Below are 12,989 nucleotides of genomic sequence, written 5' to 3' on the forward strand. Positions count from 1 at the left end.
ATGCAGCTGAACGAGATCTTCGCCAAGGACGTCCAGCGCCCGATCGAGGGCGTCATCAAGGCAGACGACGTCGCGCACCTGGGCACTGAGGTTGAGGAGTACGTCCTCACCAACGAGGCCGCCAAGGGCGTCGAACTGTTGCTTGAGGAGTACACCAACTACACCAACGCCAACGGGGTCTGGATCTCCGGCTTCTTCGGCTCTGGAAAGTCGCACCTGTTGAAAATGTTGGCTCACCTGCTCGGCGATGTAGAGGGCCAGGAGTTCGACCGCACCCAAGTCGTCGAGACCTTCCGATCCAAAGCGTCCGATGCTTTCCTCCCGCCGTTGCTCGACAAGGCGGCGCGAATCCCGGCGAAGAGCCTGCTGTTCAACATTGACCAGAAGGCCACCCTGATCACCAAGGACCAAGCCGACGCCCTGCTCAAGGTCTTCGTCAAGGTTTTCGACGAGAGCCGCGGCTACTACGGCAACCAAGGCCACGTGGCCCGCTTCGAGCGCGACCTCGACAGCCGCGGTCAGTACGGCGCCTTCAAGGAGGCATTCGAGCACATCGCCGACATCCCGTGGACGCAAGGGCGTGAGCAGAGCGCTCTGGAGGGCGCAAACATCGACGCCGCATTCGCCGAGGTCGACGGCAAACCCACGAGCGGGATCATCAAGCAGTACCAGACCTCCTATGCGGTCTCGATCGAGGACTTCGCCGACGAGGTCAAGGGATGGCTCGACAAGCAGCCCGAGGGGTACCGCCTCAACTTCTATGTCGACGAGGTCGGCCAGTTCATCGGCTCCAACACCCACCTGATGCTCAATCTCCAGACCATCGCCGAGAGCCTCAACACCAAGTGCGGTGGGCGTGCATGGGTCATCGTGACCTCGCAGGAAGACATGGACAAGGTCGTCGGCGACCAAACCAAGCAGCAGGGCAATGACTTCTCCAAGATCCAGGCACGGTTTAAGACGCGCGTGAAGCTCACCAGCGCCGACGTCGAAGAGGTCATCCGCAAGCGCCTGCTGGACAAGAACGACCGCGGGGAGTCCTCGCTCAAGGCGATCTACGCCGAGGAGTCGGCCAACTTCAAGACACTGTTCAACTTCGTCGACGGGGCGAAGACCTATCGCAACTACACCGACGAGGACCACTTCGTCGGGACCTACCCGTTCGTCAGCTACCAGTTCCCGCTCTTCCAGCAGGCGATCGAGGGCATCTCGGACCACAACGCGTTCGAGGGCCGCAACAGCTCAGTCGGCGAGCGGTCGATGCTCGGTGTCGTTCAGCAAGTCGCCAAGGACATCGGCAACGTCGAGATCGGCACTCTCGCGACGTTCGACCACATGTTCGCCGGCATCCGCGCGTCCCTGAAGACCGCAGCGCAGAAGCAGATCCTCACTGCCGAGCGGAACCTCGACAACGACCTCGCCATCCGGCTGCTCAAGGCCCTCTTCCTCGTCAAGTACGTCGAGAGCTTCCACGCAACCCCCCGCAACCTCACCGTCCTGGTCTACGACCGCTTCGGCCTCGACCTGCCTGCACTCACTGAAGACGTCAAGGAAGCACTCGCCGAGCTGGAGCGACAGACCTACATTCAGCGCACCGGCAACGCGTACGAGTACCTGACCAACGAGGAACAGGTCATCGAGGAGGAGATCAAGAACGTCGACGTCGACTCCTCCGAGGTCAGCGCCCAGCTGTTCAAGATCCTCTCCCAGGACGTCATCAAGACAAACAAGATCCGCTACGCCAAGAACGGCCAAGACTTCCCATTCGGCTTCAAGCTCGACGACCAGGTCCATGGGCGACAGCAGGAACTCTCCGTCCACTTCATCACGCCCGAGTACCCCTACACGGCCGACGAGACCCGGATGCACAGCGCCGGGAAGGACGAGGTGCGCGTCGTCCTCGACCCCGACGAGCGGATGCTCTCCGACCTGCGGCTCGGGTTGAAGACAGACAAATACATCAAGCGGAAGCAGACCACCTCACTGTCCGCGATCGAGCAACAGATCCTCCAGTCGAAGGCGGTGCTGAACCGCGAGCGCGAGAAGGAACTCATCCAGCGCATCCAAACCGCTGTCGGCAAGGCGGAGCTCATCATCAACGCCGCCGACCTGCAGGCAACCTCGCAGGATGCCGTGGGTCGCGTTACCGAAGGGTTCCAGGAGCTTGTCAGCCGCACCTACACCCAACTCAAGCTGCTGGGCGGCGCAACCTACAGCGAACAACAGGTGGCCCAGGCCGTCGAGCCCGACAGCCCGTTCGCCGATCCCGCGCACAAGATCAACCAGCCCGCCGACGAGGTGCTCTCCACCATCACCCGCAAGGTGGCACAGGGCGAGCAGGTGACGATGAAGTCCATCGTCGACACCTTCCAGGCCAAGCCCTATGGGTGGGACCTGGCCGCCATCGAGGTCATCGTCGCGTCGCTGATCGGCAAGTCCAAGGTGACCCTGACCGTAGATGGCAACCTCCTCAAACGCACCGAGGTCGCAGGGGCACTGCGCAACACCCAGAAGCACTCCCACGAGGTTCTCGCCCCGCAGAAGTCCTTCGACGAGCGCAAGGTCGCCAGCTTCCGGAAGTTCTGCAGCGATTTCTTCGACGAGGGCAACCCGCCCAAGGACCCCATGGAGCTGGCTCGCCATGGTGCCGACATGCTCAAGGGCAAGTTGGACGAGATCAAGGCCATCGTCAACGGTTCGAAGTATCCCTTCGTCGAGCAGCTCAGCGGACCGATTGGCTTGTTGGAGCAGACAGTCGGCAAGTCTGACGAGTGGTACTTGGGCGATTTCAACCTCGGCGACGACCTACTGGAGGCAAAGGAAGACCTGATCGACCCGATCCAGTCCTTCCTCAACGGCGCACAGCGGGCGATCTACGACGAGGCGGAAGCCTTCCTCTCGGCCCACGGCGGCAACCTCAGCTACCTACCCCCTGGCAGCGACGAAGCTGTAAAGGGTGCGCTCGGGGACCGCAACGCGTTTCGCGGCAACAAGATGGCGCAACTCAAACAGGCCGTCGACGGCCTTCTCGCACAGATCGACGACATCGTCGCCGCAAAGCGCTCGGGCGCCGTTGACGCGATCGAGGGGCGCAAGGCGGAACTGCTCGCCAGCGCGGCCTACGACGGAGCGACCGCTGAGGCACAACAGCAAGTCCTCAGTCGTGTTGAATCCACGCTCGCGCGGGTTGGCAACGAGAATCAGGCCGCGCTCATCCTTCAGATCGCAACCGACTTCGAGTCGACAACCTATCCAGCGCTGCTGGATCTGTTGGCGGCCTCACCCAAGGACGGGGGCAAGGGGGCTCCGCCTCCGAAGCAAACTGTCTCGGTCAAGACGATTCACGTGTCCGGGGTGTCCGGCGTCCTTGAATCGGACGCGGACGTCGACAAGTACCTCGAAGCTCTGCGCACCGCGCTCGTCCAGACTCTGAACGACGGAAAGCGAATCTCTCTCTGATGGAAACCGCACCGCTGAAGAACTTCGCCACGTGGGCTCGCACGGCGCTCATCCGTGAGGTCAGCGCGCGCATCGCTGCGGTGCTCGCGCCCGGCTCGTCCGAGCGGATAGAGCAGGCGAAGGCAGTCACCGCTCTGGAGAAGGCTGTGGCCGCCGCGGGGGGTGGCGAGAAGGGGCGCGCCGCAGTCGCAGACAAGGTTGCCTACACGTGGTTCAACCGGATCATCGCGCTCCGGTTCATGGACGCCAACGGATACACCGGCATCGGTGTCGTCTCTCCGCAGGCGGGGATTGAGGTCGGGCAGCCGGAGGTCCTCGCCGAGGCCAAGCGTGGGGTTGTCGACCCCGAGATCGTCAGCGACGCGACCCGCAAGACCGTGGTTGCGCTGCTTGACGGCAGCCGGGGGAGCGGCGATCCCCAGGGTGAGGCGTATGCACTGTTGCTGGAGGCGTACTGCAACCACTGGCACAAGGCCATGCCGTTCATGTTCGAACGCGAGGGCGACTTCACCGAACTGCTCATCCCGGCCAACCTCCTCGCCGACGACTCGGTGCCAAACCGCGCCGTCAAGGTGCTCACGGCGGACGTATGCCAGGACGTCGAGGTCATCGGATGGCTCTACCAGTTCTACATCTCGGAGCGAAAGGACGAAGTCTTCGCCGGGTTCAAGAAGAACAAGAAGGCCGGCGCCAATGAGATTCCCGCCGCCACCCAGCTCTTCACCCCGCACTGGATCGTCCGATACCTCGTCGAGAACTCCCTCGGCCGTCTCTGGATGCTCAACCGCCCGAGCTCGGACCTGCAGAGCCAGATGGACTATTACATCGCCCCGGTCGACGAGGAGACCGACTTCCTCAGGATCAGCAAGCCTGAAGAGCTGAAGGTCATCGACCCTGCCTGCGGTTCCGGCCACATGCTGACCTACGCCTTCGACCTCCTCTACTCGATCTACGAGGAGGAGGGCTACGCGCCGTCGGAGATCCCGGGCCTGATCCTCACCCACAACCTCTACGGCACCGAGATCGACCCCCGCGCGGGAGCACTGGCTGCGTTCGCGCTCACGATGAAGTCCACCGCTAGGCGCAAGCTCTTCCTCAAGAATCCGGTCGAGCCGAACGTCTGTGTTCTCGACCCGATTGCGTTCACGCCGGACGAGCTGAACTTCCTCGTCACCGAGGACGGTGACAAGCACGCCGAGGAGGCGTTCTGGAATCAGTTCGAGCATGCTGACACCTTTGGCTCGTTGATTCGGCCCGAAAACGAACTCACGCTCCGCCTCAAGGCGCACATCGGACGCCTTGATGACGGCGGCGACCTCCTGTTGGCTGACGCACTTGAGTGGGCGCAACGGGTCGTAGAGCAAGCCGAGTACCTCAGCCGCGCGTACTGCGTCGTGGTCACGAATCCTCCGTACATGGGTAACGGGAACATGGACGACCGGCTCAGCGACTTCGCCAAGGAGCGCTACCCAGACTCCAAGGCCGACCTGTTTGCCATGTTCATTCAGCGATCGTTTGAGATGTTGGAGGCCAAGGGCTACTCCGCGCTCGTGACGATGGAGTCCTGGATGTTCCTTCGCGCATACAAAGACTTGCGGGAACTGATCGTCACGAGCAAGGCCATCGCCGCGATGGTGCACATGCCCTACCTCGGTAAGGGGGGAACGCCGATGGGCATCAATTTCGGGACGGCAGCGACCGTGATCGCCAACCGCAAGGCAGGCGAGTCTGCGGGGTCGTTCCAATGCGTCCGGTACTACGAGACAGACCCGTTTGGCGTTCCGCTGACCTTCCCCGTGCGGAACGAGCGACTCTCCGAGGTTGACCCTCGAAAGTTCTTGGAGATTCCGGGCATGCCCATCGCCTATTGGGTGAGCGACACGTTCCGGTGCGCATTTTCGGCCGAGTCTCTTTCCGCGCACTTCGTTACCCGGCTTGGGATGTCTACGGCGAACAACGATCGATTCTTGCGCCTTTGGCCGGAAGTCAGTTTGAGCGATCTCAAGCTTGATGCTGCGTCGAGGCAGGATGCACTTGAGTCTGGACGGCGGTGGTATCCGTATCAGAAGGGGGGTGACTTCAGGAAGTGGTACGGAAATCTTGAGTTCGCAGTAAACTGGGCCTCGGATGGCAAGGAGATCCGCGGGTTTGCGGATGAGAAGGCTGGACGCATCCGATCCCACAACTACAACTTGGATCACATCTTCCGTCAAGGAATCACTTGGTCTGACTTCACGTCCGCGGTGAATGCCTTCAGGTTCATGCCGGCGGGGCAGCTCTTCGACGGCCGGGGGTCGGCTGGGTTTGCAGATAGTGAAGAGGATCTCCACCTGATCCTCGGCATCTTGAACTCGCGTGTGTCCAATGAGGCCATCAGTGCAATCAACCCGACGATCGCCATCAATGTGGGTGAAGTCGCACGTCTGCCCTTCCCAAAGCTCGACCATGACGATCGCAAGACTGTAATCGCCAACGTCGCTCAGCTCGTGGAACTCCACAGATCGGACTGGGACAGCAGCGAGCGGTCCGTGGGCTTCGCGCGGTCTCCGCTAGCGGGTGTCGACGGCACGCTTGCATCCAGGGTTGCATCACTTGTCGCGGATGGCGTAGTGGCGACCGCACAGGCGAAACAGCTTGAGGAGATGAACAATCGGCTCTTGGCGTCGGCGTATGGGCTTGACGGGGAAATCGAGCCTGATGTCGCATCGGTACACATCACGCTCTCAGCTAACCCCTCCTTCCGGTTCCCTAAGACCGCGGCGAGCGAGGCGGAAGGACTGCTTGCGCGTGAGCTCGTGCGGGATCTTGTCTCGTACGCCGTGGGTTGCATGTTCGGCCGTTACAGCCTCGATGAGCCAGGGCTGATCCTTGCCGATCAGGGTGCGACGATGCAGGACTACCTCGCGAAGGTGCCATCCCCGACGTTCATGCCTGATGCCGACAACGTCATCCCGATCGTGGATGGTGACTGGTTCGAGGATGACATCGCCGAACGGTTCCGCCAGTTCCTGCGTGCGGCGTTCGGGGAGCAGCATTTCGAGGAGAACCTGCGGTTCGTTACTGAGTCGCTCGGGGTGAAGAGCTTGCGGGCCTACTTCGTGAAGTCGTTCTACAAGGACCACGTCCAGCGGTACAAGAAGCGCCCGATCTACTGGCTCTTCTCCAGCCCCAAGGGCTCGTTCAACGCACTCATCTACATGCACCGCTACACGCCGGCGACCGTCTCAACCGTGCTCAATGAGTATCTGCGGGAGTTCCAGGCCAAGCTCAGGGCGAGCATGGAGCACGCCGAGCGCGCCAACAACGCCAAGGAAGCCGAGCGACTCCGCAAGGTGCTGCTGGAGTTGGAGGAGTACGAACACGACGTCCTTTACCCCCTGGCGTCGCAGAATATCGAGATCGACCTCGACGACGGGGTGAAGGCCAACTACCCGAAGTTCGGCGCAGCTTTGAACGACGCTCCGAAGCTGGGGGGGCGTTGATGGGTCAGGTCGCAGCACTGCGCCCACATCTGGAGCGCCGCTTCGCTGAGCACCGAGTCGTGTTCTGGCACGACACGGACGGTCAGTACGCATCCGATCTCGACAGCCTTGGTCTTCCGGACGTCACAGTGGTCCGTGTTTCTAACGATGAGTGCGCGGTGAAGAACCGACTGCTGCACGACCACCCGAAGGACAAGTTCCTCGTCTACCGTCAAGGCCAGGTCCCCGCCGGTGTCGGCAACTGGCTCCTCGACCTGGAGCTCGCCTACGGCGTCTTCACAGCGGACCGCGGCTCGCTCGTCACCCAAGACCTTGGCCTGACCGCCGACGGCATCGACGAGGTCATCCGGGACCACGACAAGTTCTTCAACGCGAGCAAGCGAGTCGACAGCCTCAAGGTGCTGCTCAGCCCGGAGGACGACGCCGACCGGCTGCGAGCCAAGATGTCGGCGGTGATGCTCGGCCAAAAGCAACACAGCCTGGAGGAGATCACCCGCACGCTGCTGATCGCCAACGCCAAGGGACAGAGTGGGAGGTACGACGGCCTCGTCGACTTGGGCCTCGCCGACTTCTTCTGGCAGGGAGTGGGGTCCATCTACGGCTACAAGGAGCCGTCGCCGAGCGTCGACGATTTCGTGCTGTGGGTCTTCCGTGCCGCGGAACGGGACTTCGCCGGCGACGCGTCCGGCCCGCTGCACAACCTGCGCAGAGACTTCGGCAGTTGGCGCTTCCACCCAGACAGCTCCAAGGCCCTGCTCCAGCTGGCAAAGCGTGCTGAGTCTGACCTCGATTACGCGGGTCGGGTGCAGGGTAAGTCGTTCCGTGACCTGGTGGGCGATGACATCTTCGAGGAAACCGACAAACAGATCATCCGCGATCTCGTCAAGGCTGTGACGGACCAAACCGTGACAGCACGTGAGGTGAGCGAGGTGATCAGCGTTCGCCAGCGAAGCCTGTGGATCGATCAGTACGGCCAGCTCTACGCAGCGATCGGTGCGGCGGCAGATCTTCTCGCCAAGGTTGCGTCCCTTGACGTCTCACTGTCGTCGTTCGATGAGGCGCTGGAGCGCTACCGCGGCGAGTGGTTCCGCATCGACCAGCTCTACCGCCAGTTCACCCACGCCCATCGGACTTACGAAGGACCCCACCCGCTTGACTCGCTGCGCGAGCAGGTCGAGAAGCGATACATCAACACGTTCGTCTACGAGCTCGGGAACGCCTGGCAGCAGCAGGTCGACGCGGCCGACAAGTGGACCTCGGCGACGCTTCGATCGCAGCGGAAGTTCTACGGCGACTACATCGAGAAGTTGGTCCGCGAGGACAAGAAGTCTGTCGTGATCATCTCTGACGCCCTCCGCTACGAGGTGGCTGACGAACTTCGAGGCCGAATCAGGCAGGAGGACCGCTTCGACGCCGACCTTGACGCCGTACTCGGCGTGCTGCCGAGTTACACCCAACTCGGCATGGCAGCGCTGCTGCCCCACCGCACGCTGAAGCACTCCGAGGACGGCAAGACCGTGCTCGCCGACGGGGCGCCTACGAACGGCACGGGCCCACGCGCGAAGATTCTTGAGTCGGTTGGCGGCACAGCAGTGCGCGCTGAGCAGTTCCGCGGCATGTCCGCCGACGCTCGTCGCGGGCTGTTCAAAGCCAACCGAGTTCTGTACGTCTACCACGACACCATCGACAAGACCGGCGACGACCACCTTTCGGAGCAGAGCGTCTTCGAGGCCACCGAAACTGCTCTGCGGGAGATCGTCGACCTGGCGAAGAAGGCCGCCAACGCCAACTACACCAACATCTTCGTCACCGCCGACCACGGCTTCTTGTTCCAGGACGAGGCCCTACCCGACCAGTTCTTCCTCTCCGAGAAGCCTCAGGGCGACAAGATTCTCGTGCCCAACCGGCGCTACGTCCTCGGGCACGGGCTGAAGGCCGACGACGCCTTCACCACCTTCAGTGCCGAACAACTGGGACTCGACAGCGACATCGAGGTTCAGATCCCCAAGTCGATCCACCGGCTCAAGGTCGCGGGCGGCGGCTCGCGGTTCGTCCACGGCGGCGCGACGCTGCAGGAGGTCGTCGTACCTGTCCTCGTCATCAATAAGAAGCGCAAGAGCGACACCCGCCAGGTCAACGTCAAGATGATGCCGGACAAGGACAAGATCACCACCGGGCAATTTGTCGTGAATCTCGCCCAAGCTGAGCCAGTGAGCGACAAGGTGCGGCCGCGTGTACTCCGTGCCGGCCTCTACGTGGGGGACACGCTGATCTCCAACGACCCGCCGCCTGAACTGACATTCGACTCCACCTCAGAGGACCAGCGAGACCGATACCAGCGCCTTCAGTTGCTGCTCAGCAAGGACTCCGACGACTACAACAACCGTTCCGTGGAGTTCCGCCTCGAAGAACGCATCTCTCACACGAACCAGTGGCGGGTCTACGAGAAGGCGACGTACACCCTCAAGCGATCCTTCACATCGGACTTCGACTTCTAAGGCGGTGAGATGACTGACGACACTGAACTTCACGAGATCGGCAGTGACGTACTCCCCGAGCCGGGAGGCCCGGACGAGATCGACCAGACCCCAGAGCAGACCCTGCTGGACAAGAAGATCAACCAGCACTTCGCCGGCGTGGTCGTCCGCAAGGATCTGGTCAAGGCCGTCAAGGGCAACGCGATCGTGCCGTCGTACGTGCTGGAGTACCTCCTCGGCCAGTACGCGGCTTCCGACGACGAGGCAACGATCCAGGCTGGCATCGCCTCGGTCCGGAAGATCCTCGCCGACCACTACGTGCACCGGAACCAGTCCGAGCTGGTGAAGTCGACCATCCGCGAGCGTGGGCGCTACAAGATCATCGACCGAGTCACCGTCGCGTTGAACGACAAGGAAGACCGCTACGAGGCAGAGTTCTCCAACCTCGGCATCAAGGGTGTGATCGTTGAGGCCGCCACGGTCAACGCCCATCCCAAGCTGCTGGTCGGCGGCGTGTGGTGCATCTGCGACATTGACTACTTCCACTTCGACGACAGTCGAGTCGTCCCTTGGCAGCTCGGCTCGCTGAAGCCGATCCAACTCTCCAACTTCGACTTCGACGCCTACATCACAGCCCGGCGCGAGTTCACCACGGACGACTGGATCGACCTGCTGATCCAGTCCATCGGATTCAACCCGGAGCTGTTCGGCCGGCGAGACAAGCTGATCCAGCTCGTACGGCTGATTCCGTTCGTCGAACGCAACTACAACCTCGTCGAGCTCGGCCCGAAGGGGACTGGCAAGTCGCACATCTTCTCGGAGTTCTCGCCCCACGGCATGCTCATCTCCGGTGGCGAGGTCACTGTCCCCAAGCTCTTCGTCAACAACGCCAACGGCCGCCTCGGGCTCGTCGGCTACTGGGACGTCGTCGCATTCGATGAGTTCGCCGGCAAGAAGAAGCGTACCGACAAGGCGCTCGTCGACATCATGAAGAACTACATGGCGAACAAGTCGTTCTCCCGCGGTGTTGAGACGTTGGGCGCTGATGCGTCAATGGTCTTTGTCGGCAACACGTCACACAACGTGCCCCACATGCTCAAGCACTCCGATCTGTTCGCAGAACTACCCGAGAGCTATCACGACTCCGCCTACCTCGACCGCCTGCACTTCTACATCCCCGGGTGGGAGGTCGACACGATCCGCGGTGAGATGTTCTCCGAAGGCTACGGGTTCGTCGTCGATTACATCGCCGAGATCCTCAAGTCCATGCGGGACCAGGACTTCTCTGATCGCTACCAAGAACACTTCACGCTCGGATCCGACATCTCCACCCGTGATCGGGACGGCATCCACAAGACCTTCTCGGGGCTGATGAAGATCCTGTACCCCCAGGGAGAAGCGACGAAGGAGGAGATCGAGGAGATCCTCCGGTTCGCTATCGAGGGACGCAAACGCGTCAAGGACCAGATCCTCCGCATCGACACCACGATGGCCGAGGTGAAGTTCGGTTACCTCGACAGGGCAGGGGAGTGGCGGGCAGTAACGACACTGGAGGAGGATGAGTACCCGGCGTATTACCACCCCCGGAGCAACGATGGCGAGGCCGCGGACTCGGACAGTGGAGGTTCCGAGGCCGAGGCTGGCGACGCCGCTCCGGCGGAGACCGCGCCGAAGATCGAACCGCTGTTTGAGGGGTACCGCGAATTCCAAGAGAACCAACGCGGCGTCTCCTACGAGACCTTGCTGCTCCCGTATCTGCGTGGCGCCACCGAGATCACGATCGTCGATCCGTACATCCGCCAGTTCCACCAGGCGCGAAACCTGATGGAACTGATCGAAGCCCTCGCTGTGGTCTGGGACCCCGCGGACGAGTTGAAGGTGTTCCTCCGGACAAGCGAGCACACCGACGGCGCCGGAAAGCTCCAGAAGCAGATGGAGTTCCTCTTCCGTGTGAAGCAGGCAGCGGAGGTTGCTGGCATCACGCTCGATGTGAAGTTCGACGACACGATTCACGACCGCTGGATCGTCGCCGACACAGGTTGGCGGATCAATCTCGGTCGCGGTCTCGACATCTTCCAGTACGTCGCGAACGACGCATTCGACCTTGCGGTGAAGCTCCAGAAGTACCGGCAGGTCAAGGCCTTCGGGGTGACATACATCCGAGAAGGCGAGGCGTCTCGATGAACACAAACAACCGTGGGGAGGACTCCTCACAGCATGTATTCTGGCCGTGAAGCGTTCGTGCCGGAGAACCCACGGCACAATGACCCCATGACGACTCTCAGCGATGACGAGCTCGCGGTGCAGGCCGTGGGGCGGGCCGTGCGGGCCGGGCGCAAGCGCCTGGGGCTGTCGGTGCAGCAGTTCGCGGACCGGGCGGAGGTCAGTCTCGGGCTGGTGTCCACGCTGGAGCGCGGTCAAGGGAATCCCTCGCTGCACACGCTCAGGCGCCTCGCAGGCGTTCTCGGCCTACCGGTCGGCGAGCTCCTCGAACCGGCGCTCGAGGACGTCACGGTCATCCGCAACGACCAGCGCCACCAGCTCCCGGTCCCGGACGGTCCCGCCGAGCAGCGCGTCATCCGCGAGCTGCTCACCCCCCGCGGGGACACCCGCCTCCAAGTGATCCGCTCCACCCTGCCGGCCGGGTTCACCAACGAGGCGCACCCGTTCCGGCACCTGGCCACCGAGTCCGTCACCGTCGTCACCGGCCGCCTGCTCATCGTTCACGGTGAGAGTCGCAACGAGCTCGGCCCGGGGGACACCGCCACCTACGGCTGCGAGACCCCGCACTGGTGGGCCAACCTCGCCGACGAGCCCACCGTCGTCCTCGGCGCGGTCACTGCCGCTGACCGATAACCCCAGCCCGCACGTCCACCAACCGAGCCAGCTCACCCACCGGGTCCACGGCGTCGTCGACCCGCAGGTCATACTCCAGCACCTCCGCACCCACGGCCCCCACCAGCAGAGCCACGCTCTGCCGGCCACGGGAGTCCCCGCCGGCAGCCTCGCCGGCCGCCAAGGCGCCGACCAATGCCGACGCGAGCTCATCCACCCCCACGGGCGCAGCAGAATTGTTGAGCCGCAGACCCGCCCGCATCGCCCCGAGCACCTCAGGCCCGGTGAGGATATTTCCCAACACGACTACGCCGTCGTCGATCTCGTGCCCCCGCCACGCCGTGGTGGCCCTACCCGTGAAAGCCGAACCGCGCCCATCCACACCGAGCACACCCACTTGTCGCAGTTCCACCTCGCTATCCCAGGACCCGAGCCGATCCAACGCCGCGGCGGGGGAGTCGCCATCGTGAACCGCTCCCAGCACCAGCCCCCGCAGGCGCTCGTTCGTCCACGCCTGGCTGGCCACAGCCCCCACCCGCGGATCCAACGCCGGCACCACCGCACCCACCGCCAGCGCACAGCTCGCCGTCGCCACCCCGATCGCCGAGCGATCACGGTCCAGAGCCAGCACGGTGTAGGTCATGAGTCTCGATTCGGTGACGGTCGGCCGGGGGAGTTGCTTCCACTTGCATCCTGCCACATACTGATCGAATCATCACTGAACTGATCACAGGAG

General features: G+C 62.7%; 6 protein-coding genes. 5 read left to right on the top strand and 1 reads right to left on the bottom strand.

Translation table 11 applies throughout. From position 1 onward, the window contains the following. The 5 genes from brxC to FU260_RS11580 all read left to right on the top strand — a co-directional run bounded on the left by brxC (window position 1) and on the right by FU260_RS11580 (window position 12,274). Window positions 1-3,459 (top strand): BREX system P-loop protein BrxC, encoded by a 3,459-nt coding sequence (gene brxC / locus FU260_RS11560; RefSeq protein ID WP_147917199.1) that lies wholly within the window; start codon window positions 1-3, stop codon window positions 3,457-3,459. Next, window positions 3,459-6,941, top strand: a complete 3,483-nt coding sequence (pglX, locus tag FU260_RS11565) for a BREX-1 system adenine-specific DNA-methyltransferase PglX (protein WP_147917200.1) — start codon at window positions 3,459-3,461, stop codon at window positions 6,939-6,941. The genes brxC and pglX overlap by 1 nt, the downstream gene beginning before the upstream one ends. Further along, window positions 6,941-9,439, top strand: coding sequence for a BREX-1 system phosphatase PglZ type A (gene pglZ, locus FU260_RS11570; RefSeq protein ID WP_147917201.1), 2,499 nt, complete (start codon window positions 6,941-6,943; stop codon window positions 9,437-9,439). The genes pglX and pglZ overlap by 1 nt, the downstream gene beginning before the upstream one ends. 9 nt (window positions 9,440-9,448) lie before the next feature. Further along, a complete protein-coding gene (gene brxL, locus FU260_RS11575; protein WP_147917202.1) occupies window positions 9,449-11,602 on the top strand; it encodes a BREX system Lon protease-like protein BrxL in 2,154 nt (717 codons plus the stop codon). 87 nt (window positions 11,603-11,689) lie between these two features. After that, window positions 11,690-12,274, top strand: a complete 585-nt coding sequence (locus FU260_RS11580; protein ID WP_147917203.1) for a helix-turn-helix domain-containing protein — start codon at window positions 11,690-11,692, stop codon at window positions 12,272-12,274. Here the strand turns inward: FU260_RS11580 and FU260_RS11585 are convergent. Continuing rightward, a complete protein-coding gene (locus tag FU260_RS11585; protein ID WP_147917204.1) occupies window positions 12,255-12,896 on the bottom strand; it encodes a DUF1028 domain-containing protein in 642 nt (213 codons plus the stop codon). The two genes, FU260_RS11580 and FU260_RS11585, sit on opposite strands and share 20 nt — an antisense overlap. Window positions 12,897-12,989: the final 93 nt, after the last annotated feature.

The sequence above is a fragment of the Ruania zhangjianzhongii genome, from assembly GCF_008000995.1.
Lineage (GTDB): Bacteria > Actinomycetota > Actinomycetes > Actinomycetales > Beutenbergiaceae > Ruania > Ruania zhangjianzhongii.